The following is a 26,012-nucleotide window of genomic DNA, read 5'->3' as shown; positions in this document are numbered from 1 at the left end:
TCTCAGCCTCCCGCCACGCCCGCCAGGGCCTTGGACTGCAGTGTGCGCACCGCGCCGTCGACCGCCGCCCGCGCCTCGGCACCGCCGAGCCAATCCGAGACGGCCTTGGCCGGGTCTCCGTCCAGCTTCTTCACGGCGGCGATCGCCGCCGCCAGGTCGCCGGCGTTGAGCGCCGCCTCGGCCCGGAGCAGCAGCGCTTCCAGGCTGTCGCCGTCGTCCGTCACGGTCCGCCGGACGGTCACCAGGGCGGCGATCCGGGTCAGGGCCTGTCCGACGACGCCCTCGTCGCTGCCGACCACCGAGGCATCGACCGCCCGGCTCGCGGTCGCGGCGAACCGGCTGCGCAGCACCGCCAGCGACGGCACGCCGCCGGCATGGCCGCCGAGCGTGTCCAGTGCCGCCGTCACCGCGTCGTCGGCCGGGGCCGCGGCGCGCAGAGCCTCGAGCTCGGGCGCGAAGCCGCCGGAGCTGGCGGCGGCCGCGGCCAGCTGGTTCGACGCCAGCAGGAACGCGCCGGCCCGCTCACGGCCGCTGCGGGTGCTGTCGAGCGCGCCGGCGAGGCCGTCGATCCGGGTCTGCAGCTCGGTCAGCCGGCTTTCCAGGGCGGCCCGTGCCTCGGTACCGGCCTTGGCGGCGTCGGCCACGCTGCCGGCGACATCGTCGAGGCGCGCCTGCTGCCGGTCGAGGCCGGCCCGCAGCTCGCCGCTCTGGGCTTTCAGCGCGTCGACGCCGGCCTGCAGTGCGTCGCCCTGGGCCTTCGCCTCGTCGAGCCCGGCCTGCAGCCCGTCCAGCCGTTCCGGTGCCACCGCCGGCCTGGCCGGGGCGTTCTCCAGCGCCTCGATCCGGTCGGTCAGGCCCTGCAGCCGCTCGGACAGCTTCTCCGCCATCGGCCCGAGGCCCTCGCCGCCGGCGCTCGCCGCCAGCCCCTCGCGGACGATGGCGACCTCGTCGGTCGCGGCAGTCAGGGTCTGCGCCATCTCGTCGACCCGGGCCGCCAGCTCGTCCAGCGCCGCGGCGTCGGCCTTGGGTGTCTCCGGGGCCGCCGGCTCCGGCACCGGACGACTCTCAAGGGCGGCCAGCCGCTGTTCCAGCGCGTTCACCCGGTCGGTCAGCCGGTCGACGTCGCCAGCCAGCGCCGGGTCGGACACGGCGACCGGCGGCGTCGGTGCCTTGGCCGGCGCGGGAGCCGTCGCCGGCGCGGGGGCGCTCGGCTGCGGTGCCGGCGCCTCGGGAGCCTTCGCCGGCACGGAGGGTTTGGCGGCCTCGGGGGCCTCGGCGGTCTGTACCGGCGGCAGGGCGATGCCGAGCTGCCGGGCCAGCGGCTCGACCTCGGCGCGCCACATCGGATAGCTGGCGTAGCCGCCGCCGACCGCCAGCGCCAGCAGGATGACCAGGATCAGGGTCCGCCGCCGGCCGCCGCCGCCGGCCGGTACGGTCACCGTCGCCGGCCGGTCCCCGGCTGCCGGTTCGGCGACCCGGTCGGTCGCGTCGGACGCCGGAGCCTCGGTATCGGCGGCCGGCTCGGCGCTCGCCAGGCTGTCGGCGCCGACGTCGCCGGCGATCGTGCCGCCGGCGAGGCTGTCCGCGGCGGTGGATGACGCGGTGGATGACGCAGTGTCGGCCCGGACAGTGTCTGGGGCGTCGGTGGAGGAGGTGGTGTCGCCCTTGGGCGTCTCGGCCATCGAATGCTCCTGTCAGTCCGGATCGGACGCGGTGGTGTCGTCCAGGGTCGCCAGCAAGTCGTCTCGGGTCGGTCGCCGTGCAATCCGGATCGCCGCCCAGGGCAGGGAACGGGCGGCCTCGGCGACCGCCGCCGACAGGCAGTGGGCGGTCATTGCCGCGGCCCGCTTGGTCAGTCCGGCACCGGCCACGAGACTAGCAAAGCGCTCCGCGGTGCGTGGAGAGAAAAACAGGACGCCGTCCGCCGTGCCCTCGGCCAGGGCGCACCGGGCCGCGGCGGGCAGATCCGCCGCCGCCACTGCCCGGTAGGCGATCACGCGCTCGACCTCGTAGCCATGCCTGCCCAGCTCCTCCGCCATATCGACCCGCACCTCGTCGCCGCTGACCCACAATAGCGGCCCGGAAGCGGGACGGACCTTGTCCAGGATCAATTCGACAAGAGCAAGGCCGGTTCCCCCGGCAGCCTCGATCGCCGTGAAACCTTGTCCGCGCAGCCGCTCGGCGGTCGCCTCGCCGACCGCGAACACCGGCATCGCGCGGTATGTCGTCGCGGCCGCCAGCCCGTCGGCGCCGTTGCCGCTGGTCACGACCGCGGCCCGGTAGCGCCCGGCATCGCCGACCGTCGCGCCGGTCGGCTCGATCGCCAGCATCGGCGCCGTCACCGGCTCGATCCCGCGCCGCCGCAGCGCCTCGGCCAGCTCGCGGCTCTCGGCCTCGGGACGGGTGACCAGGACCCGGCGGGGCACGGCCGTCTCAGCCGGCGAGGAAGCCGCGGCCGCAGCGCGCCAGGATGCTCTCGCCGACGTCGCGGCCGAGCGCCTCCGGATCGTCGGCCCCGCCCGTCAGGGCGGCGCCGTGGCTGTGGCGGCCGTCCGGCGACAGCACCAGCCCGGTCAGGGTCAGGCGGTCGCCGTCGAGCGTGGCGTGCCCGGCGATCGGGGTGCGGCACGAGCCGTCGAGGGCGGCCAGCATGGCACGCTCGGCGGTCACCCGGACCCGGCTCGGTCCGTCGTCCAGGGCCGACAGCCAGCGCCGGATCTCGGCGTCGCGGGCCGAGGCCGAGCCGTCGCGGCTCTGCACGCCGATGGCGCCCTGGGCGACCGCCGGCAGCATCTCCTCGACGCCGAGCACCCGGGTCGCCCGGTCCAGCAGGCCGAGCCGGCTGAGACCGGCGGCCGCCAGGAAGGTGGCCGCGACCTCGCCCTCGGCCAGCTTGCGCAGGCGGGTGTCGACGTTGCCGCGGAACAGCACGACCTGCAGGTCCGGCCGGCGGTTCAGCACCTGGGCGGCGCGCCGCACCGAGGCGGTGCCGATCCTGGCGCCGTCCGGCAGGCCTTCGATCCGGTCGGCCACCGGCGACAGCCAGGCGTCGCGCGGGTCCTCGCGCGGCAGCACGGCGACCAGCACGGTGGCGTCGGCCATGGTGGTCTCCATGTCCTTCATGGAGTGCACCGCGGCGTCGATCCGCCCTGCGACGAGCGCCTGCTCGATCTCCTTGATGAACAGGCCCTTGCCGCCGATGTCGGCGAGCGGACGGTCGCGCACGGCGTCGCCGGTGGTCTTGATCTCCTCGATGCCGATGGCGCCGTCGGCGCCGAGTTCCGGCCAGGCCGCGATCAGGCGGTCGCGGACCTCGTGGGTCTGCCGCATGGCGAGCGGCGATCCGCGGGAGCCGAGGACCAGCCGTGGGGTACCGGGTGTCGTGCTTGCGCTCATGGCCGCATCGTGTAGACGGAAGCGGCGCGAACGAAAAGGGGGCGCGGTTGAACGGACGGCCAAACTTGGACCGGATGGGCATGGACCTGGTGCTCGGGATCGAGACCAGTTGCGACGAGACCGCGGCGGCCGTGGTGGCGGCCGACCGGCGGATACTGTCGAACGTCGTGCTGTCGCAGATCGACGAGCACCGCCTCTATGGCGGCGTGGTGCCGGAGATCGCCGCGCGCGCCCATCTCGACCATCTCGACGCGATCATTGCCGAGGCCATGCGCGAGGCCGGGATCGGCTTCGCGGACCTGGCGGCGGTGGCGGCGACCGGCGGCCCCGGGCTGATCGGCGGCGTGCTGGTCGGCGCCACGACCGCCAAGGCGATCGCGCTGGTGCACGGCCTGCCGTTCATCGGCATCAACCACCTGGAAGGCCACGCCCTTACGGCGCGTCTGACCGACGGTATCGACTTCCCCTACCTGCTGCTGCTGGTCTCCGGCGGCCACTGCCAGCTGCTGGCGGTCGAGGGCGCCGGGCGCTATCGCCGGCTCGGCACCACCATCGACGACGCGGTCGGCGAGGCATTCGACAAGACCGCCAAGCTGCTCGACCTCGGCTATCCCGGCGGGCCGGCGCTGGAGCGGGCGGCCGAGGGCGGCGACCCGGCGCGCTTCGATCTGCCGCGCCCGATGGTCGGTAAGCCCGGCTGCGACTTCTCGTTCTCCGGCCTGAAGACCGCGGTGCGGCGGCGGGTCGAGGAGCTGGGCGGCGCTCTCGACGAGAAGGCCCGCGCCGACCTGGCGGCGTCGTTCCAGGCGGCGGTCGCGGCCTCGCTGGTCGACCGGTCCGGACGGGCGATCGAGGCGTTCGAGGCGGACCACGGGGCGGGCCGGCCGTTCGTGGTCGCCGGCGGCGTCGCCGCCAACCGGACGCTGCGGGCCGCGCTTGCCGGGCTGGCCGAGCGCCGCGGCATGCCGTTCGTCGCCCCGCCGCTCGGGCTGTGCACCGACAACGCCGCGATGATCGCCTGGGCCGGCCAGGAGAAGCTGGCGCTCGGCCAGGTCGACGGCCTCGATTTCCGGCCGCGGCCGCGCTGGCCGCTCGACCCCGGTGCGGCGCCGTCGATCGGCGCCGGGGCGGTGAAGGCATGACGGATGTTGCGATCCTGGGCGGCGGCGCCTGGGGCAGCGCGCTGGCGGTGCTGGCGAAGCGGGCCGGCCGGACGCCGGTGCTGTGGGCGCGCGACCCGGCGCGGGCGAAACTGACGGACCCGGGCATCCTGGTGACCGGCGATCTCGCCGGGGTGCTGGCGCCGGTCGTGCTGCTGGCGGTGCCGGCGGCGGCGGTGCGGGCGGTGGCGGCGGACTGGCGGCGTGCCGGCGGCCGCGGCATCCGCGTAGTCTGCGCCAAGGGCTTCGATCCCGGGACCGGCCGGCTGCTGTCGGACGTGCTGGAAGCGGACGCGCCGGACGACCCGGTGGCGGTGCTGTCGGGCCCGACCTTCGCGGCCGAGGCGGCGCGCGGCGTGCCGACCGCGGCGACCGTGGCGTCGGCCGACGGGCAAGTGGCGGCCCGGGTGGCGGCCGCGCTCGGGTCGCCGACCTTCCGGCTCTACACCTCGGCCGACGTGGTCGGGGTGGAGGCGGCCGGCGCCTTCAAGAACGTGCTGGCGATCGCCTGCGGCATCGCCGACGGCATGGGCACCGGCGACAACGCCCGGGCGGCGCTGATCACCCGCGGGCTGGCCGAGCTGGCGCGGCTGGTGGCGGCGCTCGGCGGCCGGCCGGAGACGGTGATGGGGCTCGCCGGCCTCGGCGACGTGGTGCTGACCTGCACCAGCGGGCAGTCGCGCAACTACAGCTTCGGTCGCCGGCTCGGCGAGGGCGCCAGCCGCGAGGCGGCGCTGGCGGCGAGTCCCGGCGTGGTCGAGGGGGCGGCGACGGCCGCCAGCCTGCTGGCGCGCGGGCGGGCGCTCGGGCTCGACCTGCCGGTGACCGAGGCGGTCGACGCCGTGCTGAACCGCGGGGCCGACCTGGCGGCGACCGCGGCCGGCCTGCTGGCGCGCCCGACCGGCGTGCCGGAGACCGGTTGAGCGAAAGGCCGGTTGAGCGAAAAGCCGGGCCGGGTTTCAATCCCGGCGACCGAAATCCAGGAGGCGGGCATGGCGTATTGGCTGTTCAAGTCGGAGCCGGGAGCGTGGTCGTGGGACGACCAGGTGGCCAAGGGCGACGAGGGCGAGGGCTGGAACGGCGTCCGCAACTACCAGGCCGCCAACAACATGAAGGCCATGCAGGTCGGCGAGCGCGGGTTCTTCTACCACTCGGTCGACGAGAAGCGGATCGTCGGCATCGTCGAGGTGATCGAGACCTACCACCCCGACCCGACCGACGAATCCGGCCGGTTCGGCATGGTGACGGTCAGGGCGGTGAAGTCCGTGAAGAAGCCGGTGACCCTGGCCGACATCAAGGCCGAGCCGCGGCTCGAGGGCTTCGCCCTGGTCCGGCAGTCGCGGCTGTCCGTCGTGCCGGTCACCGACGAGCAGTGGCGGCTGATTTGCGCGATGGCGGAGACGGAGGCCTGAGGGCCCGCGGCCGCTTGGACCCATCGGCGGCGCCGGGTTTCCCCTTGACCCCCCGCTGAGCCACACCTAAAGCGGGTCCGGGCCCGTCGCCTGACGACAGGGCCGGGAGACCCCTATGTCCATCGCATCCGCCGTGCGCGGCGGTGGCGCGGGCCGCGTCCTGCGGGACGAGATCCGTGCGACCGTCGCGCTGTCGATCCCGATCGCGCTCACCCAGATCGCGCAGATGTCGCTCAACACCACCGACGTGGTGATGACCGGCCGCCTCGGCCCGGAGGCGCTGGCGGCCGGCCAGCTCGGGCACAGCCTGTTCTTCCCGATGTACATCACCGTCATCGGGGTGCTGTTCGCGACCGCCGCGATGTTCGCGCAGGAGATCGGCGCACGCCGCTACAAGGGGGTGCGGCGCACCGCCCGCCAGGGCTTCTGGGTGATCGTCAGCCTGACCGGGCCGGCCTGGCTGTACTTCTGGCACGCCGAATGGATCCTGGTGCACGCGCTCGGCCAGGATCCGGCGCTGGCGGTGCGGGCCGGCGAGTACGCCGACGGCGCCATGTGGGGCTTCCCGTTCATGGCCGGCTTCAGCCTGCTGCGCAACTTCATCGCCGCGCACTCCCGGCCGCGGGCGGCGCTGTACATCCTGGCGGTCGGGATCGTCATCAACGCGGTCGCCGACTGGGTGCTGATGTTCGGCGGGTTCGGCCTGCCGCGGCTGGAGCTGTACGGGCTCGGCCTGGCGACCAGCATCGTGCAGACCGCGATGTTCCTCGGCCTGCTGGCGGTGGTGCTGCGGGACCGGCGCTGGCGCCGCTACCGGATCCTGGTGCGGTTCTGGCGGCCGGACTGGCCGCGCTACCGCGAGGTCTGGGCGATCGGGCTGCCGATCGGCCTGACCAAGCTGGCGGAATCCGGGCTGTTCGCGGCGTCGGGCTTCCTGGTCGGCCTGATCGGGGCGGAGGCGCTGGCCGGCCACGCGGTCGCGATCCAGTACACGGCGATCTCGTTCATGGTGCCGTTCGGGATCGCCCAGGCAGCGACCGTGCGGGTCGGGCTGGCGGTCGGGCGCGGCGATCTCGAGGCGGCGCGCCGGGCCGGCCGGGTGGCCATGGTGGTCGGGGTGCTGGTGGTGCTGCCGATGGCGCTGCTGTTCGTTACCGCCGGCGGGCCGCTGGCCCGGCTGTTCCTGGACGGCGACGACGCCGCAGGGGCCGTCGCGATCGCCCACGCCACGGCGTTCCTGGCGATGGCCGGGCTGTTCCAGATCGCCGACGGCGGTCAGGCGGTGACCGCCGGCGCTCTGCGTGGCTTCAAGGACACCAGGGTGCCGATGGTGATCGCGGTGGTCGGCTACTGGGCGTTCGGAATCGGCGGGGCCGCGGTGCTGGCGTTCCCGCTCGGCTTCGGCGGCGTCGGCGTGTGGGGCGGGCTCGCGCTCGGCCTGGCGGTGGTGTGGGCGGCCCTGGTGCTGCGGTTCCGGAGAGTCACGCGACGGATCGCGTGACCAGTCGGATCAGTTGCCGACTTTCTCGATGCGCCAGCGCGAGTGGGCGTCGTCGACGCTGTCCCACGCCTTCTGCTGCCAGACCGACTTGGCCTGCTCGTAGGTCTCGAACGGGCCGATCCGGGCTTCCGGCGAGCCGTCGGCGGTCTCGGTGAAGTCGGTCGACTTGTAGACCCCGCCGACCACCCAGAACTCGGTCGCCTCCTCCTGCAGGATGCGGTAGCGGACATGGGCGTCGTCGACGTGCTGCCAGGCGAGCTTGCCCCAGACCGACTTGGCGGTCTCGTAGTCCTGGAACGGGCCGATGCGCTGCTCGGCGTCGCCGCCCTTGATGAGCGTGAAGCTGGTGTCCGTGTACTCGCCGCCGATCACCCAGTACTTCATGGCCGTCTCCGAGGCGTGCGGTGGAGGATTTGCGGCCCGTATAGCGGAGCCCGACGGCCGGTTCAATCGACGGCGGCGGACCGCGGCCGAAGCTCAGGCTGGCCGCCCCGTACGACTACGTCGTCCGCCTGGCGTTCGGCTGACCCTGGTCGGCGAGCCTGCCGGTCAGCCGCCGTCCTTCAGGCTGAGGATGTGGGCGACCACGTCGCTGATCTCGTCGGGCGTCAGGATCAGGTTGGGCATGGTCCGGTGCGGGGTGCGCAGGAACGCCGACAGCGCCATGCCGGTCATGCCCGGGTTGTCGGCGATGTCTTCGAAGCTCGGTGCCGCGTCGACCGGAGAGACCGTCTCGCCCTCGGCGACCGCATGGCAGTTGGCGCAGACCCGAAGCGCCAGATCCAACCCCTTTCCCTTGTCGCCGGCTTCCTGGGCGGCGGCCGCGACCGGGGCGGCGAGCAGGGTCGCCAGGATCGCCGCCGCTGGCAGTTGACGCATTGTTTCCGTCCTCCTCGCTGCCGTTCCGTTTACCACTCCAAGCGTGGTCGAGCGCACTCGAGCGGATCATAGCAATGCGGCGACCGCGGGGCACGGCCTCGTGCGATTTCCGACGCTTGCTGACACGCATTAATTTTTAACTAAATTCTTTTACGCAGTGTTAGCGGCGGATGGTCGACCATCGCGCCGGAGCCGACGGTGGTCGGCATCGTCATGTGGGCATGCCATGTCGTTCGAGCCGCGCAACCTCGATCTGCCCCGGGAGATCGCCCAGCAGGTCCGCGATCACCAGTTGTTCGCCGAGAAGCGCGGCGGCAGGCGGATGATGTGCAAGAACGCCCGGCTGTCGGGGAAGACCCTCGACGGCCTGTGTCTGATTTCCGCCGTCCTGTCGAGCAGCGACCTGTCCAGGGCGTCGGCCCAGTCGACCAATTTCTTCGGGGCCGACCTGTTCGCTGTCGATTTCACCTGGGCGAACCTTCGCAAGGCGACACTCAGCCAGGCGGACCTGCGCGGGGCCAATTTCTGCATGGCGGACCTGAGCGGCGCCGTCATCCGGAATGCCGACCTGCGATCGGCCGAGGTCGAGGAATGGGGCACGGCGATCAAGCGGCTGCTCAGCCTGTCCGGTGCCAACATCTCGGACGCCGACTTCACCGGGTCGGACCTGGAAGGGGCCGACGCGACCGACGCGACCGCGCTCGGCACGGTGTTTGCCGATACCGGGATGCGCGCCGTGAACCTTGCAGGCGCCAACCTGTCGGGCGCCGACCTGTCGGGATCGAACCTGACCGGCGCCAACCTGACGGGGGCGAATCTCGACGGGGCCGACCTGTCGAACGCCAAGCTGGCCGACGCCAACCTTCGGAACGTCGATCTCTCCACCTGCAACCTGGACGGCGCCGATCTGGAAGGGGCGGTCACCCGGGACATCGACGCTTCCCTGCCGGCCGACATCGAGGCGTCCCTGCGTGCGCACAGCCAGTGGATCGCCAGCGGCGGCGCCGTCGGCGCGGTCGCCAATTTCGCCGACCGGAAACTGAAGGGCCTGGACTTCTCGGGCTGCGACGTGCGGGCCGCGATCTTCGACGGCGCCGACCTGTCGGGCGCGACCTTCGTGAAGTCCGAGCTGCTGTTCACCAGCCTGAAGAACGCCAATCTTTCCTCGGCCGACTTCTCCTTCGCGACGATCTCGGGCGCCAATTTCACCGGCGCCAATCTGTCGGGCGCCAGCTTCGTCGGTGCGCAGATCACAGCGGCCGACCTGGCCGACACACGCGGGCGACGGACCGGGCGCAAGATCAGGGTCCGGTTCGAGAAGGCCAACCTGCAGGGCGCCAACTTCACCGGCGCCCGCATCGAGGCGGCCGACTTCACCGGCAGCGCCCATCGCGATGCCCTGCTGTGGAACGCCAAGCTGATCGGCTGCGACGGGCTCGAGACGGACGACGACTGAGGCCGGCCGGAGCGGTCAGCCTTTGCGGATGACGTTGGCGTCCGGTCCGACCGGGAAGCCGGTGACGTTGCGGGCGCCCTCGGCGGTCACCACCAGGATGTCGTGCTCGCGGTAGCCGCCGGCGCCGGGCTCGCCCTCCGGGATCATGATCATCGGCTCCATCGACACCACCATGTCCGGCTCCAGCACGGTATCGACGTCCTCGCGCAGCTCCAGCCCGGCCTCGCGGCCGTAGTAGTGGCACAGCACCCCGAACGAGTGGCCGTAGCCGAAGGTCCGCCTGTCGAGCACGCCGTGCTCGGCATAGATCTCGTTCAGCGCGTGGGCGATGTCGCGGCACTTGGCGCCCGGCCGGATCAGCTCGAGGCCGGCGCGGTAGACCTCGAGGTTGATCTCCCAGTACTTCAGGTGCGCGTCCGAGATTTCCTCGGCGAACAGCGTGCGCTCCAGCGCGGTGTAGTAGCCGGCGATCATCGGGAAGCAGTTCAGCGACAGGATGTCGCCGCGCTCGATCCGGCGCGAGGTCACCGGGTTGTGGGCGCCGTCGGTATTGAGGCCGGACTGGAACCAGGTCCAGGTGTCCATCAGCTCGGCATGCGGGAGGCTGCGGGCGATCTCGCGGACCATCGTCCGGGTCGAATGCAGGGCGACCTCGTGCTCCGGCACCCCGACCGCGATGGCCTCGACGCAGGCCGCGCCGCCCAGATCGGCGATACGCGCCCCCTCGGTGATCAGCGCGATCTCCTCGGCCGATTTCACCATGCGCTGGCGCATCGCAGGGGCGGCGACGTCCAGGAAGCTGGCGCCGTCGAACGCGTCGCCCAGCAGCTGGCGGGTGTCCAGGTCGACGTGGTCGAACTCGATGCCGATCCGTGTGGCGCGCGGCAGCAGGGTCTGCAGGGCGTGGAAGAAGCTGTCGCGGCGCCAGTCGGTGTAGACGAGGTTGTCGCCGACGGTGCGGCGCCAGGGCTGGCCGCCGTCGATGTTGGCGCTGACCGAGGTCACCTTGTCGGCGGTGACCACCAGCGCATAGCGCCGCCCGAAGCGGGTGTAGAGGAAGTCGGAGTAGTACGCGATGTTGTGATAGGAGGTCAGGATCGCGGCGTGCAGGTCGAGCTCGCCGAGGATCCGGCGCAGGCCCGCGATCCGGCGCGCCATCTCGGCCTCCGAGAAGGTGCCGACGACCTTCCCGCCGTTGCGGATGTGCTTCAGCCGTTCCATGTCGAGTGCCATCGTTGCCCTCCGATTGCACGGCACCGGTTGCGGAGTGCCCGGTCGCACTCTATCTGAGCCCGACCACGACGCCCATTCAACGAGCCGATGATGCGGGCCGCTCGCCGAGCGGCTACCATCCGCGGCCCGCGCCCCCGGTTGGCGTCCGAAGTCCGTGCCTCACGAGCGATCCGAGCGAGTTCATGACCGACAACGCCGCCACCGACGCCCTGTCCCTGCTCGACGACCTGCTGGCCCGCGCCCGGCGGGCCGGGGCCGATGCTGCCGACGCCCTGCTGGCCCGCGGCGTCTCGCAGTCCGTGTCGCAGCGCATGGGGACGCCCGAGGCGGTCGAGCGGTCGGAAGGCCGCGACATGGAGCTCCGGGTGTTCGTCGGCCGGCGCCAGGCGGTGGTGTCGTCGACCGACTTCGCGACCGACGCGCTGGACGAGCTGGTGTCGCGGGCGCTCGCCATGGCAAAGGCGGCGCCCGAGGACAAGTACGCCGGCATCGCCGACCCCGGCCAGATCGCCCGGAGCTGGCCGGCGATCGAGATGTTCGACCCGACCGAGCCGTCGGCCGAGACCCTGGTCGAGCGCGCCCGGATCGCCGAGGAGGCAGCGCTGGCGGTCGAGGGGGTGACCAATTCCGAGGGCGGCGAGGCCAGCTGGGGAACCACCGAGGTCGCGCTGGCCGCCAGCAACGGCTTCGCCGGCACCTACCGCCGGTCCAGCTTCTCGATCGCCGCCTCGGTGGTCGCCGGTACCGGCCAGAAGATGGAGCGCGACTACGACTACACGGCCGCGGTGTACGACGCCGACCTGAAGCCCGCCGAGGAGATCGGCCGGAGTGCCGGCGAACGGGCGGTCCGGCGGCTGAACCCTCGACGCCCCAAGACCGCGACCCTGCCGGTGGTGTACGACCCGCGGGCCGGCCGCTCGGTGCTGATGCATCTGGCTTCCGCCATCAACGGCTCGTCGATCGCCCGCGGGACGAGCTTCCTGAAGAACGACATGGGCGCGGCCCTGTTCGCGCCCGGAATCCGCGTGGTGGACGACCCGCATCGGCCGCGCGGCCACCGCTCCAAGCCGTTCGACGGCGAGGGGCTGCCGACCGGCCCGCGGGCGATGGTCGAGGACGGCCGGCTGGCGAGCTGGTTCCTGGACCTCGCCACGGCGCGCCAGCTCGGGCTCGAGAGCACCGGCCACGCCGCCCGCGGCGCCGGTTCGCCGCCGAGCCCGGGTTCCACCAACCTGTACCTCGACAAGGGCGCGGTCGGCCGCGACGCGCTGATCGCCGACATCGAGCGCGGGTTCTACGTGACCGAACTGATGGGCTCGTCGGTGAACCTGGTGACCGGCGACTACAGCCGCGGGGCCGCCGGCTACTGGATCGAGAACGGCGAGATCACCTTCCCGGTCTCGGAGATGACCATCGCCGGCCATCTGCGGGACATCTTCCGGACCCTGACCCCGGCCGACGACCTGGAGTTCAAGTACGGCATCGACGTGCCGACGCTCCGGGTCGAGGGTCTGCTGGTCGCCGGCGGCCAGGACTGAGGTCGGCCAGGACTGGAGCCTGCGCCGGGCCGACCGTCGGTTCCGTTCCACTGAAAACCCTCCGGATCGCGCGCTCGTGAGCGCGTGAGGCCTGGATTCTTCCCTGTGTTCTCCCCATCTCGCGGCTTGCGGGAGTGGGGCTGGTGTCTGGAGTTCGACATGCCGTCCTGTGGCACGCTTGCCCGCGTGATCCTGCTGACCCTGATCCTCGGCACCGGGGTTGCCCTGTCCAAGCAGGAGCCCGAGGTGACCGACCCGACCGTCGACTATGCCGTGAACGCGGCCGACGGCGTGGCGATCCACGGGTACGACCCGGTGGCCTATCTGGAGGACCACGAGGCCGTTGCAGGCCTGCCGGAATTCGCGACGACTTGGCGCGGCGTCGAGTGGCGGTTCAGCTCGGCCCGCAACCTGTCGCGCTTCCTCGCCGACCCGGTCGGCTATGCGCCGCAATACGGCGGGTTCGGGGCCTATGGCGTGTCGATCGGCAAGGCCTACGACGTCGACCCGACGGTATTCGACGTGGTCGACGGCCGGCTCTACCTGCACCGCAACGCCCGGGTCCGCGAGCTCTGGCTGCGCAACCCGACCGGCTACATCGCCGAGGCCGACGAGACCTGGCGCCAGCGGGTGCGCGGCTCCGGGGCGTGACGGGCGCGAGCGGCGGGTAGGTTCCGGCTCGGCCGCGCCGGGGCGGCGCATCGGTCCGGAATGACGTCAGGAAAGGAAAAGCCGCCCAAGAATGTCGTCATTCCGGACCGGACCGCCAATGGCGGGACGGAGCCGGAACCTACGTAGCGACCGGCGCTTTACCCCCTGTCACCCGCTGTTGCGCAGCCCCGCGGCGATGCCGTTGATGCTGAGGTGGATGCCCTCGACCACCGCCGGGTCCGGGTCGCCGGCGCGCAGCCGTCGGAGCAGTTCGACCTGCACGTGATGCAGCGGGTCGATGTAGGGGAACCGGTTGCGGATCGAGCGCGCCAGCAGCGGGTTGCCCTCCAGCAGGCTCTGCTGCCCGGTGATCGCCAGCACCGCGTCGATCGAGGCCAGCCACTCGGTTCGCAGCCGCTCGAAGATCGCCGCGCCGAGCGCCCGGTCGGTCACCAGTTCGGCGTAGCGCGAGGCGATGGCGATGTCGCTCTTGGCCAGCACCATGTCCATGTTCGACAGCGCGCTGCGGAAGAACGGCCAGTCGCGGTACATCGCCTGCAGGGTCGCCAGCCCGTCGGGGTTGTCGGCGAGCCAGGCCCGAACGGCGCTGCCGAAGCCGAACCAGCCGGGCAGCATCAGCCGGCACTGCGCCCAGCTGAACACCCACGGAATCGCCCGCAGGTCCTCGATCCGGGTCGATTTCTTCCGCGATGCCGGCCGGCTGCCGATGTTGAGGTTGGCGATCTCGCCGATCACCGTGGATTCCCGGAAGTAGCGCTCGAACCCGTCGGTCTCGTAGACCAGCCCGCGATAGGCGGCGAACGCCCGCTCCGACAGCGTCTCCATGACGGTAAGGTGCGCGGTCGGCGGCGGCGGGCGTCCGTCGGCGGCCAACAGGGTGGCCTCGACCGTCGCTGCCGCCAGGGTCTCCAGGTTGCGGCGGCCGACCTCGGCGTTGGAGTACTTGGCGGCGATCACCTCGCCCTGCTCGGTCACCCGGATCGAGCCCTGGATGGCGCCCGGCGGCTGCGCCAGGATCGCCTGGTAGCTGGGGCCGCCGCCGCGCCCGACCGAGCCGCCGCGGCCGTGGAACAGCCGCATCGCCACGCCGTGCCGGGCGAACACCTCGATCAGCACGGTCTGCGCCTTGTACAGCTCCCAGATCGAGGTCAGGTAGCCGCCGTCCTTGTTGCTGTCGGAGTAGCCGAGCATCACCTCCTGGGTGTCGCCGCGCGACGGCAGCAGCCGGCGGTACTCGGGCAGCGAGAACAGCCGGTCCATGACGTCACCGCAGCGCCGCAAGTCGCCGATGGTCTCGAACAGCGGCACGATGTCGACGTCCAGCCGCGGCTCGCGCGGGTTCAGCAGGCCGACTTCCTTGAGCAGCACCGCCGCCTCCAGGATGTCCGACACCCCGTCGGTCTTCGAGATGATGTAGTGGCGCACAGCCTGGGCGCCGTACCGCCGGCGGCCGTCCGCCGCCTCGGCCAGGGTCGCCAGCTCGCCGGCGGTGCGCTCGGAATAACCCAGGTGCGGCGCCGACAGCGGACGGGCGCCGGTGAGTTCGGCCCGCAGCAGGGCGATCCGGGCGTCCTCGCCGGTCGCCGGGTAGTCGGTCCCCGCCCCGGCGACCGCGAGCAGTTCCGCGACCACCGCCTCGTGCACGTCCGAGTTCTGGCGCTGGTCGATCGACGCCAGGTGGAAGCCGAACGCGTCGACCGCCCGTCGCAGCCGCCGCAGCCGGCCGCGGGCGAGGCTGGCCGAGCCGTTGGCGCATAGCGAGTCGAAGACGGTGTCGAGATCGGCCCGCAGCTCCTCGGCCGTCGCATAGGCCGGTGCGGCGCCGACCGCATGGCGGGCCGCCTCGACTCCGTCCAGGCTCCGGGCAGTCTCGGCCAGCCGGGCGTACATTCCGGCGATCGCCCGGCGGTACGGTTCGGTCGCGCGGTGCGGCGAGTGATCGGGCGAGCGGTCGGCCAGGGCCCGCAGCGCATCGCTGACCGTGACCCGCCGCTCGTCGAGCGACAGCTCGCCGCCCAGAAGGTGCAGCTCGTCGAGATAGAAGTTCAGGGCCTGGGCGCTCTGCAGCCGAAGGGCCTCGCGCAGCACCTCGGCTGTGACGAACGGGTTGCCGTCGCGGTCGCCGCCGATCCAGCTGCCGACCCGCAGGAAGGACGGCACCGTGACCTCCTCCCACCCCTCGACCAGCGCCAGCTCGTCCTCCAGGTCGCCGTACAATCGCGGCAACTCGCGCAGGAAGGTGTGGTCGAAGTGCGACAGGCCGTTCACGACCTCGTCCAGCACTCGGAGCCGGCTGCCGCGCAGGATGCTGGTCTGCCACAGGATCAGGACGGCGCGCCGCAACTCCTTGCGGTTGGCGGTCAGCTCGGCCGGGGTGAAGTGGATGCGGTCGCGGTCGTCGAGCAGCCGCGCGATTTCCATCTCGCGGTCGATCGAGCTCTTGCGGCGGATCTCGGTCGGGTGCGCGGTCAGGACCGGGCTGCAGAATGCGCCGTCCAGGAACTCCTGCAGCCGCTTGCCGGATACCCCGGTGGCGTAGGCCCGGCCGAGCGCGCAGGCGAGCGTGCCCTCGCGCGGCGCCGCCCCGGTCAGCGCGTGCGCCCGGGTGCGGCGGATGTGGTGCTGGTCCTCGGCGATGTTGGCGAGGTGCGAGAAATGGCCGAAGGCGCGGATGACGGTGGTCGCCAGCCCGACCGGCAACCCGCTCAGCAGCGCCTGGAGCTCGGCGCGAGCGGTCTCGTCGGCTTCGCGGTGGAAGCCGATCGAGGTCTGGCGGATCCGCTCGACCATGTCGAACGCCGCCTCGCCCTCCTGGGCCCGGATGGTCTCCCCCAGGATCCGGCCGAGCAGCCGGATGTCGTAGCGGAGCGGGGAGTCCTTCTCGGCTCCGTCGCCGAGGATCACCGGTTCCATGCTGTCCTTCCCGTCGACGTCGGGCGTTGTGGAAGCGCCATTGTCCACCACCGGTGTGTGCGGTGCAGCATGAAAATCGATCGCCGGGCGATCCGGCCTATCCGGCGATGGGCATGACCAGCGGGAGGGTCTGGTCGGCGATCCGGATCCGCACCGGCAGGCGGGCGACCACGTCGCCGTCGCCCTGCACCGGCCGGCCGTCGTCGTCCGCGATGACGATCTCCCGGCCGGTGATCACGCGATAGCTCTTCAGGTGGCCCAGGAAACCGCCGAGCAGGGCCAGCGTGTAGAGCGCCATGTGCCAGCGTCCCGGCGTCTCGAACAGGCAGACATGCAGGTGCGGGTCGGTGAGGCGGGCGTCGTCGGCGCACACGAACCGGCCGGCATAGTAGTGGCCGTTGGCGAACACCGCGGCGGCGGCCTCGTGCAGGACGCCGTCGACCTCGATCCGGTAGCGATGCCGGCGGTATTTCAACCAGCGGACCAGCGCGGCGACCGCATAGGCCGCCTTGCCGGCGCGCCGCTTGAGCCTCGGGCTGACCGACGCCACGATCTCGGCGTCCATGCCGACCCCGGCCATCAGGGTGAACCGGCGGCCGTTGACCTCGCCGAGATGGATCGGCACCGCCGGACCGTGCCGGATCGCCCGCACCACGGCCGTGACATCGTCCGGCAGGCCGATCTCGGCCGCCAGGACGTTGGCCGTCCCGAGCGGCAGCAGCGCCAGCGGCAGCGGGCCGCCGGCAAGGCCGTTGACCACCGCGTTGATGGTGCCGTCGCCGCCGGCTGCCACCACCACGTCGGGGCCGTCGCCCGCGGCTGCGCCGGCCAGGGCGGCATGCGCGTAGCGGATGGCGTCGCCGGCGGCGGCGGTCAGCACGACCTCGACCTGCGCGCCCAGCCGCTCCAGCTCGGCGATCGCCGCCTGCAGCCGGTGCCGCCGCCGGCCGCGGCCGGCGTTGGGGTTGTGGATGACCAGAACCCGGCGGCGCGGCGGCGGCTGCGGGGCGGCGGCCGTGTCCTCGTGAGCGACGTCGGGGCTTCTGCGCATTCTGCGTCGATTCCTTGGGTTCCCGGTGTTCGACTTGGTCGATTTTCCAGTATTAAAGAATTGTGACAAATATGGTGTCGTGTTGGGTTGGTCTTACGAAGTCGAAATCCAAGTTTCTGTCATGGATATTTAACTTTACCAGATTTGGGGCCGTCGGTATCCCCCCTTTCCAAGTGTAGTCCTTACGCGCGACCGGAGCGGGACGGGAGAGGGCGATGAATGCCGAGCGCGGCGCCATGCGGTACCGGTCCATCTGGATCTCCGACGTGCACCTGGGCACCCGTGGGTGCCAGGCCGAACAGCTGCTGGACTTCCTGAAGCACACCGAGTCCGAGCATCTCTACCTGGTCGGCGACATCATCGACCTGTGGCGGATGCGCCGGTCCTGGGCCTGGCGGCAGGCCCACAACGACGTCATCCAGAAGTTGCTCCGCAAGGCCCGCAAGGGCACCAAGGTGATGTTCATCCCCGGCAATCACGACGAGATGTTCCGGGAGTTCCTGAACGCCGACTTCGGCCAGATCGAGATCCGGCCGGAGCACGTGCACGTGACCCGCAAGGGCGAACGCTTCCTGGTGATCCACGGCGACGAGTTCGATGCGGTGGTGACCTACGCCAAGTGGCTCGCGGTCCTGGGCGACTGGTCCTACAACACCCTGCTGTCGATCAACACTGTCTTTAACGACGTCCGACGGCGCCTCGGCTACCCGTACTGGTCGCTGTCCGCCTACCTCAAGCAGAAGGCCAAGCGGGCGGTGGAGTTCATCGGCCGGTTCGAGCAGGCGCTGGCCACCGAGGCGGCGCGCCGCGGCGTCGACGGCGTGATCTGCGGCCACATCCACAAGGCCGAGATGCGCCGGATCGGCGAAGTTCTCTACTGCAACGACGGCGACTGGGTGGAGAGCTGCACCGCCCTGGTCGAGCACATGAACGGCGAGTTGGAGATCCTGCACTGGACCGAGGTCCGGCAGATGGCGCTCGTGGCCTGATCCCGGACCGGGCCCGACCCATGCACGATCCCAGCGGCACCGGCGACCGGCTGCACGTCGCGATCGTCACCGACGCCTGGCACCCCCAGGTCAACGGCGTCGTGCGGACGCTGGCGACCACCGGCGACGAACTGCAGGCGATGGGCCACCGGGTGACCTTCATTACCCCGGCCGACTTCTGCACCGTGCCGTGCCCGACCTATCCGGAGATCCGGCTGGCCCTGCTGCCGCAACGCAAGATCGCGCGACTGCTGGACGCGGCGGCGCCGTGCGCGATCCACATCGCCACCGAGGGGCCGCTCGGCCACGCCGCGCGCCGCTACTGCCTGAATCGCGGCCTGCCGTTCACCACCGCCTACCACACCAAGTTCCCGGAGTACGTCCAGGCCCGCTCGGGCATTCCGCCGGAATGGACCTATGCGGTCATGCGGCGGTTCCACGCGCCGTCCAGCGGGGTGATGGTGGCGACCGCATCGCTGCGGCGCGAGCTGGCGGCGCACGGCTTCGCCAACATCCGCGACTGGACCCGCGGCGTCGACGTCGGGCTGTTCCACCCGCGCCCGTCGATCCTCGACTTGCCGCGGCCGGTGCTGATGTATGTCGGCCGGGTGGCGGTCGAGAAGAACGTCGGGGCGTTCCTGGCGCTCGACCGGCCCGGCACCAAGGTGGTGGTCGGCGACGGCCCGCAGCGCGCCGAGCTGGAGCGCCGGCACCCGGAAGCGGTGTTCCTGGGCGCCAGGCAGGGGGAGGATCTCGCCGCCCACTACGCGTCGGCCGACGTGTTCGTGTTCCCGAGCCGGACCGACACCTTCGGCCTCGTGCTGATCGAGGCGCTGGCCAGCGGGGTGCCGGTCGCCGCCTACCCGGTGCCGGGGCCGCTCGACGTGATCGGCGACTCCGGGGCGGGCGCGCTGGACGAGGATCTGGGCCTGGCGGTCGACCGCGCGCTCGGCATCGACCGGGAACTGGCGCGGGCGCACGCCCTGAACTTCACCTGGCGGCGCTGCGCCGAGGCGTTCGTGCACAACCTGCAGCCGTTCGACAGCGACCTCGCCGGCACCGTCGCGGCCTGAGGCCCGCGGGGGCGGTCGCGCGCGTACCCATGCCGGATGCGGCGTGATAGGTTCCGGCCGTCCGAAACCTGCCGACCGCTTCCGGTGACCGTCCAGACCGCGCGTCCATGCTGAAACGACTGCTCAAGAGCGATGCCGGGCTGTGGGTCGCCGGGGTTCTCGCCGGACTGATCGTGCGGGCGGTCAGCGCGACCACGCGCTGGGAGTGGGTCGCCGATCCGGAGTCGCTGGCGCTGCTGCGCGGCAAGGACCAGATCATCGGCGCGTTCTGGCACAACCGGCTGATGCTGATCCTGGTCACCTGGCCGAAGCCCAAGCCGATGGCCATGGTGATGTCGGAGCACGGCGACAGCCGGCTGCTCGGCATCGCGGTCCGCGACTACATCACCCGGCCGATCTGGGGCTCGACCCGGCGCAACCCGACGGCGGCGCTGAAGGGCATGCTGCGGGCCCTGAACGACGGCATGAGCGTGGCGATCACCCCGGACGGCCCGCGCGGGCCGCGCATGCGGTGCCGGCCCGGGCTGGTCGAGGCGGCGAAACAGAGCGGCGCGCCGATCCTGCCGGCGGCCTGGAGCGTGACCCGACGCAGGGTGCTGCGGTCGTGGGACCGGTTCATCGTCGCCTGGCCGTTCGGCCGCGGCGTGGTCGTGCTGGGGCCGCCGATCCGGGTGCCGCCGGACGCCGACGACGCGGCCCTGGAGGCGAGCCGGCTGGCGGTCGAGGCGGCCCTCAACGCGGTCGCCGCCGAGGCCGACCGACTGACCGGCCACGCGCCGATCGAGCCGGCGCCCGAGCGAGCGGAGAAGCGGTGATGCTCGCCCTGTATCGCGGCGCCGCGACCGCCCTCGGTCCGCTGATCGACGCCTATCTGCGCCGCCGCATCGGCCGCGGCAAGGAGGACCCGGCCCGGCTGGAGGAGCGCCGCGGGGTGCCCGGCCGGGCGCGCCCGAACGCCCCGCTGGTCTGGCTGCACGCCGCCAGCGTCGGCGAGTCGGTGGCGCTGCTGCCGCTGATCGAGCGGCTGCGGACCGAGCGGCCGGGCCTCGCGGTCCTGGTGACCACCGGCACCGTCACCTCGGCGGCGACCATGGCCCGGCGGCTGCCGGACGGCGCGATCCACCAGTTCGTGCCGGTCGACCGGCCGGCCTGGGTCCGGCGGTTCCTGGCGCATTGGCGGCCGGAGGTCGGGATCTGGGTGGAGTCCGATCTGTGGCCGAGCCTGGTGACCGAGGCGGCGGCCGCCGGCGTGCGGCTGGCGCTGGTCGACGCCCGCATGTCGGACGGGGCGTTCCGGCGCTGGCACCGGTTCCGCCGGCTGGCCCGGCCGCTGTTCGCGGCGTTCGAGCGGGTGCTGGCCTCGAGCCCGGCCCAGGCCGAGCGGTTCCGGGCGCTCGGCTTTCGCGACGTCCGGTTCGTCGGCAACCTGAAGGCGGCAGGCGCGCCGCCGCCGGTCGACGCGACTGTGGTCGCAGCACTGACCGGGGCGATCGCCGGCCGGCCGGTCTGGCTCGCCGCCAACACCCACCCCGGCGAGGACGAGGTGGTGTTCGACGCCCATTCCCGGCTGGCGGCGTCGCGGCCCCGGTTGCTAACCGTCGTCGCCCCGCGCCACCCGGACCGCGGCAAGGCGATCGCGGAACTCGCCGCCGGCCGCGGCCTGGCGGTGGCGCGGCGCTCGCTCGATGAGCTGCCGAGCCCCGACACCGCGGTCTACGTGGCCGACACGCTGGGCGAGATGGGGGCGCTGTACGCCAGCGTGCCGATCACCTTCCTGGCCGGCTCGCTGGTGCCGGTCGGCGGTCACAACCCGATCGAGCCGGCGCATGCCGGCACCGCCCTGCTGCTCGGCCCGCTGATGCCGAACAACCGCGACTCGGCCGACGCGCTGATCGCCGCCGGAGCGGCCCGGCCGGTCGCGGACGCGGCCTCCATCGCCGCCGCCGTCGGCGCCCTGCTGGACGACCCCGACGCGGTCCGGGCGATGGCAGAGGCGGCCCGCCGGGTCGCCGTCGAGGGCCGCCGCGGGCTGGACCACATCGTCGACGCCCTGGCGCCCTTGCTCCCTGGAGGGCCGGACCGGTGAGGGCGCCCGGCTTCTGGGCGGTCGACGGCCGGATGGCCCGCCTGCTGGCGCCGTTGTCGACCGTGTGGACGGCGGCCGGGCGGGCTCGCCGGCGATATGCGTCGCCGTACCGGCCGGCGGTGCCGCTGATCTGCGTCGGCAACGCGGTCGCCGGCGGTGCCGGCAAGACCCCGGTGGCCCTGGCGCTCGCCGCCGAGCTCAAGGATCTCGGCCTCAGGGTCGGCTTCCTGTCGCGCGGTCACGGCGGGTCGGAGCGCGGTCCGTTGCGGGTCGACCCGGCCGTGCACGACGCCGCGGCCGTCGGCGACGAGCCGCTGCTGTTGGCCCGCTCGGCGGTGACGGTGATCGCGCGCGACCGCGCTGTCGGCGCCCGGTTCCTGGAAGGCGAGGGGGCGGACGTCATCGTCATGGACGACGGCCTGCAGAACCCGACGGTGGCGCCGACCGCGTCGCTGCTGGTGGTCGACGGCGGGGCCGGGTTCGGCAACGGCCGGGTGATGCCGGCCGGGCCGCTGCGCGAGCCGCTGGACGACGCGCTGGCGCGGGTCGACGCGGTCGCCGTGGTCGGTGAGGACCGGGCCGGGGTGGCGGATGCGCTGGCCGGTGCCCGGCCGGTGATGCGCGGTCTGCTGGAGCCGCTGCCCGGCACCGAGCGGTTCGCCGGCACCCGGGTGCTCGGCTTCGCCGGGATCGGCCGGCCGGCGAAGTTCGCCGAGACCCTGCGCGAGGTCGGGGCCGAGGTGGTCGAGTTCGTCGAGTTCCCCGACCATCACCGCTGGGACGCCGACGAGGTCATGGAGCTGGTCGAGCGCGCCCGCGAACTGGACGCGACGCCGGTCACCACCGAGAAGGACGCGGTCCGGCTGCCGGCCGCTGCCCGCGACATGGTCGAGGTGTTCCCGGTGGCGCTGGTCTGGCGCGACCCGGCGCCGGTGACGGCATGGTTGCGGCGGGTGGTGGGGCTTTAGCTCCCCGGCATCGGCGGCACCAGCAGCTGCGGGTCGATGCGTTCCTCGAACCAGTTCATCCGCCAGTCCAGGTGCGGGCCTGTGGCCCGGCCGGTGGCGCCGAGCTTGCCGAGCACCTCGCCCTGGCGCAGCCGGTCGCCGACCTTCACGGTCACCGCGCTCAGGTGCAGGAAGGCGCTGGACAGGCCGTGGCCGTGGTCGAGGATCACGGTGCCGCCGGTGTAGTACAGGTCGTTCGCGGCCAGCACGACGACGCCGTCGGCCGGCGCCTTGACCGGGGTGCCGACCGGGGCGGCGATGTCGACGCCGTAGTGCGGCTGCCTGGGTTCGCCGTTGAGGATGCGCTGGCTGCCGTACACCCCGCTGATCCGGCCGGTCGCCGGCCAGGCGAAGCCGGAGCGGAACAGCGCTTCCGGCCGGTCGATCCTGCGCACCGCGGCGATCTCGGCGTTCTCCCGGCGGATCCGCTCCAGCACCTCGGGTGGCGGCGTCACCATCGTCTTCGGCAGGCCGTCGATCCGCTGGATGTTCCATTCGCGCGGCGCGATCGCCAAGGTCCGGCGCTCGACCTTGCCGTCCGGCCCGGTGACCGTCAGCTCGGCGGTCGCCGCGGCGTCGCGGTGGAAACCGAGGACGAACAGCCCGTCGGCGTCGACCCGGACGGTGCGGCCGTCGAGCACCACGGTCGAGCCGGGCTCGGCATGGCCGATCACCAGCCCGCCCTGGACGAGATTGCCGTCCAGGCTGGTCTTCGCATGGGCATGGGACAGGCCGGCGAGAAGCGTCAGAAGGAACGCGAGGCCGCGCATCAGAACAGGCTTTCCTGGGTGGGAGGGGGTGTTGCCGGCCTCGGCTTCGGCCGGGAGCCGCCGGACCCTGCCGAGGCGGAGCCGATCATCGCCGCCCGCTCGCCGTCGCGGAAGCGCAACGAGACCGGCTGGCCGTCGCTGGTGTCCGCGGCCGCGGTGACCGGCGCGCCGTCGGCGTCGCGGACCAGCACGAAGCCGCGGTCCAGCACGCGCTCGAAGGAGTTGGCCTCCAGCACCCGCTCGAGCCCCTTCAGGCGGTCGGTCTCCAGCTTGATGACACGGTCGATCGCGGAGTCGGCGGCCCTGGCCAGGCGGTCCATGTCGCGCCCGCCCTGGTCCATGCGCTGGACGATCGGCTCGATCCGCAGGCCGCGCAGCAGGGCGGTCAGCCGGCCCTCGGTCCGGGCCAGCATCTCCGACGGGGTCGGCAGCCGCCGGGCGACCCGGTCGGACAGCCGCTCCAGGGTCCGCCGCAGGCTGGAATCGCCGGTCTGGGCGGCGTAGTCGAGCCGCTGCTGGGCCTGCTCGATGCGGGCCGCCGGATCGCCGAGGCCGCGGGCCAGGCCGGTCAGGTGATTGCTGCCGTCGGTCAGCCGCCGCGCCATGGCGTGGGCGAGCCGGGCGGTGTCCTCGGCGATCCGGGCGACCAGATCGGCGCGCACCGGCACCGCCATCTCCGCCGCCGCCGTCGGGGTCGGGGCGCGGCGGTCGCTGGCGAAGTCGATGAGGGTGGTGTCGGTCTCGTGCCCGACCGCCGAGATCAGCGGGATGTCCGAGGCGGCGGCGGCCCGCACCACGATCTCCTCGTTGAACGCCCACAGATCCTCCAGGCTGCCGCCGCCGCGGGCCACGATCAGAAGGTCCGGGCGCGCCACCTTGCCGCCGGACGCCGGCAGGGCGTTGAACCCCTGGATCGCCCGGGCTATCTGCTCCTTGGCACCCTCGCCCTGGACCAGCACCGGCCAGACGATCACGTGCACCGGGAAGCGGTCGGTCAGGCGGTGCAGGATGTCCCGGATCACCGCCCCGGTCGGCGAGGTGACGACACCGATGACCTTCGGCAGGAACGGGATCGGCCGCTTGCGCTCGGCGTCGAACAGGCCCTCGGCGGCGAGCCGGCGGCGTCGGTCCTCCAGCAGCTTCAGCAGCGCGCCCTCGCCGGCCAGCTCGAGCTGCTCGATCACCATCTGGTACTTCGAGCGCCCGGGATAGGTGGTCAGCTTGCCGGTGGCGATGACTTCCATGCCCTCCTCGGGCTGGACCGACAGCCGTTGCGCGGTGCCGCGCCAGCACACCGCCTCCAGCACCGCCTGCTCGTCCTTCAGGCTGAGATAGACGTGACCGGAGCCGGCGCGGGTCGGGCGCGAGACCTCGCCGCGCACGCGCACCCGCTCGAACGACGATTCAATGGTGCGCTTCACCGCCCCGGAGATCTCGGTGACGGTGAACTCGGGGAGGTTGCCGGGGGCGGCGATGTCGGGGGAAGCGGCGTCTTGCATGACGCCAATCTATGCTACACACCGGCAGCTGTGAACGGCCGCGCCGGACAAGAATCGCCCGGGCGCGTGCGGTACCGGAGGCAGGAGGACTGGCATGCGGGTTCTGGTCGTCGGATCGGGCGGGCGCGAGCACGCGCTGTGCTGGGCGATCGCCGCCTCGCCGCTGGTCGACGCGCTGTACTGCGCGCCGGGCAATGCCGGAATCGCCCGCGAGGCGACCTGCGTGCCGATCCCGGTCGACGACCTCGACGGCATCGTCGGCTTCGCCCGCGACCAGCGCATCGACTTCGTCGTCGTCGGCCCCGAGGGACCGCTGGTCGCCGGCCTTGTCGACAAGCTCGATGCCGCCGGCATCAAGGCGTTCGGCCCGAACGCGGCGGCCGCGGTGCTGGAGGGTTCCAAGGCCTTCACCAAGGATTTCTGCGCCCGCCACGGCATTCCGACCGCGGCCTACGGCCGGTTCACCGAGGCCGAGGCCGCCAAGGCCTACATCCGCCGGCAGGGCGCGCCGATCGTCGTGAAGGCCGACGGGCTGGCCGCCGGCAAGGGCGTGATCATCGCCGAGACGGTGGACGACGCGCTTGCCGCGGTCGACGCGATGATGGCCGACAAGGCGTTCGGCGACGCCGGCGCCGAGATCGTGGTCGAGGAGTTCATGACCGGCGAGGAGGCCAGCTTCTTCGCGCTGACCGACGGCTCGACGGTGCTGGCCCTGGCCGGCGCCCAGGACCACAAGCGGGTCGGCGACGGCGATACCGGGCCGAACACCGGCGGCATGGGCGCGTACTCGCCGGCGCCGGTGGTCGACGACGCGATGGCCGACCGGATCATGGCCGAGATCGTCGAGCCGACGGTCGCCGGCATGAAGGCCGAGGGCCGCCCCTTCAGGGGCGTGCTGTTCGCCGGGCTGATGATCACGGCCGAGGGGCCGAAGCTGATCGAGTACAACGTCCGCTTCGGCGACCCGGAGACCCAGGCGCTGATGCTGCGGCTGAAGAGCGACCTGCTGCCGGCGCTGATCGCGGTCGCCGACGGTCAGCTCGCCCATGTCGACCTGCGCTGGCGCGACGAGTTCGCCCTGTGCGTCGTCATGGCGGCCGCCGGCTATCCGGGCAGCTACGCCAAGAACACCGAGATCCGGGGTGCGGACGCGGCGGAAACCGACGATGTCGTGGTGTTCCACGCCGGCACCGCGCGGGACGGCGACGGCCGGCTGCTGGCGACCGGCGGCCGGGTGCTCGGGGTCACCGCCCTCGGCGCCGGCGCGGCCGAGGCCCGGGACCGCGCCTATGCCGCGGTCGACCGGATCGACTGGCCGGACGGCTTCTGCCGGCGCGACATCGGGTGGCGGGCAGTGGATCGCGGATAGGCCGGTGG

At 72.5% G+C, this 26,012-nt stretch carries 23 protein-coding genes; 13 read left to right on the top strand and 10 right to left on the bottom strand.

Annotated features, from left to right (window positions below; translation table 11 throughout):
• Positions 1-2 precede the first annotated feature (2 nt).
• From IE246_RS16875 to hemC, 3 genes are read right to left on the bottom strand one after another with little or no spacing between them, the layout of a single operon-like run.
• Positions 3-1,682, bottom strand: a complete 1,680-nt coding sequence (locus IE246_RS16875) for a COG4223 family protein (protein ID WP_189991776.1) — start codon at positions 1,680-1,682, stop codon at positions 3-5.
• 12 nt (positions 1,683-1,694) lie between these two features.
• Positions 1,695-2,426, bottom strand: a complete 732-nt coding sequence (locus IE246_RS16870; protein WP_189991774.1) for a uroporphyrinogen-III synthase — start codon at positions 2,424-2,426, stop codon at positions 1,695-1,697.
• Positions 2,427-2,433: 7 nt separating this feature from the next.
• Complete coding sequence (gene hemC, locus IE246_RS16865; protein WP_189991772.1) at positions 2,434-3,396, bottom strand: hydroxymethylbilane synthase; 963 nt, start codon at positions 3,394-3,396, stop codon at positions 2,434-2,436.
• 80 nt (positions 3,397-3,476) lie between these two features.
• On the opposite strand from hemC, the gene tsaD reads away from it, so the two are divergent.
• The 4 genes from tsaD to IE246_RS16845 all read left to right on the top strand — a co-directional run bounded on the left by tsaD (position 3,477) and on the right by IE246_RS16845 (position 7,469).
• On the top strand, positions 3,477-4,538 hold the full coding sequence (gene tsaD, locus IE246_RS16860; RefSeq protein ID WP_189991770.1) for a tRNA (adenosine(37)-N6)-threonylcarbamoyltransferase complex transferase subunit TsaD: 1,062 nt from the start codon (positions 3,477-3,479) through the stop codon (positions 4,536-4,538).
• The gene (locus IE246_RS16855; RefSeq protein WP_189991768.1) at positions 4,535-5,479 is read left to right on the top strand and encodes an NAD(P)H-dependent glycerol-3-phosphate dehydrogenase; all 945 of its coding nucleotides are present in this window, start codon (positions 4,535-4,537) and stop codon (positions 5,477-5,479) included. The genes tsaD and IE246_RS16855 overlap by 4 nt, the downstream gene beginning before the upstream one ends.
• A 69-nt stretch (positions 5,480-5,548) precedes the next feature.
• Complete coding sequence (locus IE246_RS16850) at positions 5,549-5,968, top strand: EVE domain-containing protein (protein WP_189991766.1); 420 nt, start codon at positions 5,549-5,551, stop codon at positions 5,966-5,968.
• 115 nt (positions 5,969-6,083) lie between these two features.
• The gene (locus IE246_RS16845; protein WP_189991763.1) at positions 6,084-7,469 is read left to right on the top strand and encodes an MATE family efflux transporter; all 1,386 of its coding nucleotides are present in this window, start codon (positions 6,084-6,086) and stop codon (positions 7,467-7,469) included.
• A 9-nt stretch (positions 7,470-7,478) separates the two neighbouring features.
• Here IE246_RS16845 and IE246_RS16840 read toward each other — a convergent pair whose 3' ends face one another.
• Together IE246_RS16840 and IE246_RS16835 are read right to left on the bottom strand one after the other, a co-directional pair.
• A complete protein-coding gene (locus IE246_RS16840) occupies positions 7,479-7,853 on the bottom strand; it encodes a DUF4170 domain-containing protein (protein ID WP_189991761.1) in 375 nt (124 codons plus the stop codon).
• 165 nt (positions 7,854-8,018) lie between these two features.
• Positions 8,019-8,348 (bottom strand): cytochrome c family protein, encoded by a 330-nt coding sequence (locus tag IE246_RS16835; RefSeq protein WP_189991759.1) that lies wholly within the window; start codon positions 8,346-8,348, stop codon positions 8,019-8,021.
• 226 nt (positions 8,349-8,574) lie between these two features.
• Here IE246_RS16835 and IE246_RS16830 point away from each other — a divergent pair, with 226 nt between their 5' ends.
• Positions 8,575-9,804, top strand: a complete 1,230-nt coding sequence (locus IE246_RS16830) for a pentapeptide repeat-containing protein (RefSeq protein WP_189991757.1) — start codon at positions 8,575-8,577, stop codon at positions 9,802-9,804.
• A gap of 15 nt (positions 9,805-9,819) precedes the next feature.
• Here IE246_RS16830 and IE246_RS16825 read toward each other — a convergent pair whose 3' ends face one another.
• Positions 9,820-11,037, bottom strand: coding sequence for an aminopeptidase P family protein (locus IE246_RS16825; RefSeq protein WP_189991754.1), 1,218 nt, complete (start codon positions 11,035-11,037; stop codon positions 9,820-9,822).
• Positions 11,038-11,219: 182 nt separating this feature from the next.
• On the opposite strand from IE246_RS16825, the gene IE246_RS16820 reads away from it, so the two are divergent.
• Together IE246_RS16820 and IE246_RS16815 are read left to right on the top strand one after the other, a co-directional pair.
• The gene (locus IE246_RS16820) at positions 11,220-12,575 is read left to right on the top strand and encodes a TldD/PmbA family protein (RefSeq protein WP_189991752.1); all 1,356 of its coding nucleotides are present in this window, start codon (positions 11,220-11,222) and stop codon (positions 12,573-12,575) included.
• A gap of 159 nt (positions 12,576-12,734) precedes the next feature.
• Positions 12,735-13,226 carry a YHS domain-containing (seleno)protein gene (locus IE246_RS16815; RefSeq protein WP_189991750.1) on the top strand — a complete coding sequence of 164 codons (492 nt, stop codon included), beginning with the start codon at positions 12,735-12,737 and terminating at the stop codon, positions 13,224-13,226.
• A 168-nt stretch (positions 13,227-13,394) separates the two neighbouring features.
• Here IE246_RS16815 and ppc read toward each other — a convergent pair whose 3' ends face one another.
• Both ppc and IE246_RS16805 read right to left on the bottom strand, forming a co-directional pair.
• A complete protein-coding gene (gene ppc, locus IE246_RS16810; RefSeq protein ID WP_189991748.1) occupies positions 13,395-16,160 on the bottom strand; it encodes a phosphoenolpyruvate carboxylase in 2,766 nt (921 codons plus the stop codon).
• Between the two features lie 97 nt (positions 16,161-16,257).
• On the bottom strand, positions 16,258-17,211 hold the full coding sequence (locus tag IE246_RS16805; RefSeq protein ID WP_189991746.1) for a diacylglycerol/lipid kinase family protein: 954 nt from the start codon (positions 17,209-17,211) through the stop codon (positions 16,258-16,260).
• Between the two features lie 215 nt (positions 17,212-17,426).
• Here IE246_RS16805 and IE246_RS16800 point away from each other — a divergent pair, with 215 nt between their 5' ends.
• The 5 genes from IE246_RS16800 (at position 17,427) to lpxK (ending at position 22,327) form a co-directional block, all read left to right on the top strand.
• On the top strand, positions 17,427-18,200 hold the full coding sequence (locus tag IE246_RS16800) for a UDP-2,3-diacylglucosamine diphosphatase (protein WP_189991744.1): 774 nt from the start codon (positions 17,427-17,429) through the stop codon (positions 18,198-18,200).
• A 50-nt stretch (positions 18,201-18,250) separates the two neighbouring features.
• Complete coding sequence (locus IE246_RS16795; protein WP_189992222.1) at positions 18,251-19,273, top strand: glycosyltransferase family 4 protein; 1,023 nt, start codon at positions 18,251-18,253, stop codon at positions 19,271-19,273.
• 107 nt (positions 19,274-19,380) lie between these two features.
• Entirely contained in the window at positions 19,381-20,088 is a 708-nt protein-coding gene (locus IE246_RS16790) for a lysophospholipid acyltransferase family protein (RefSeq protein WP_189991742.1), read from the top strand.
• A complete protein-coding gene (locus tag IE246_RS16785) occupies positions 20,088-21,359 on the top strand; it encodes a 3-deoxy-D-manno-octulosonic acid transferase (protein WP_229837300.1) in 1,272 nt (423 codons plus the stop codon). Before IE246_RS16790 ends, IE246_RS16785 begins: the two co-directional genes overlap by 1 nt.
• A complete protein-coding gene (gene lpxK / locus IE246_RS16780) occupies positions 21,356-22,327 on the top strand; it encodes a tetraacyldisaccharide 4'-kinase (RefSeq protein WP_189991738.1) in 972 nt (323 codons plus the stop codon). Before IE246_RS16785 ends, lpxK begins: the two co-directional genes overlap by 4 nt.
• Here lpxK and IE246_RS16775 read toward each other — a convergent pair.
• The gene (locus IE246_RS16775; RefSeq protein WP_189991736.1) at positions 22,324-23,136 is read right to left on the bottom strand and encodes a M23 family metallopeptidase; all 813 of its coding nucleotides are present in this window, start codon (positions 23,134-23,136) and stop codon (positions 22,324-22,326) included. The two genes, lpxK and IE246_RS16775, sit on opposite strands and share 4 nt — an antisense overlap.
• Positions 23,136-24,635 carry an exodeoxyribonuclease VII large subunit gene (gene xseA / locus IE246_RS16770; protein WP_189991735.1) on the bottom strand — a complete coding sequence of 500 codons (1,500 nt, stop codon included), beginning with the start codon at positions 24,633-24,635 and terminating at the stop codon, positions 23,136-23,138. The genes IE246_RS16775 and xseA overlap by 1 nt, the downstream gene beginning before the upstream one ends.
• Before the next feature lie 94 nt (positions 24,636-24,729).
• On the opposite strand from xseA, the gene purD reads away from it, so the two are divergent.
• Entirely contained in the window at positions 24,730-26,004 is a 1,275-nt protein-coding gene (purD, locus tag IE246_RS16765) for a phosphoribosylamine--glycine ligase (RefSeq protein WP_189991733.1), read from the top strand.
• Positions 26,005-26,012 lie beyond the last annotated feature (8 nt).

This window comes from Thalassobaculum fulvum (assembly GCF_014652915.1).
Lineage (GTDB): Bacteria > Pseudomonadota > Alphaproteobacteria > Thalassobaculales > Thalassobaculaceae > Thalassobaculum_A > Thalassobaculum_A fulvum.
Note: the sequence above shows the minus strand (reverse complement) of the source record. Positions and strands in the feature narration are given on the sequence as shown.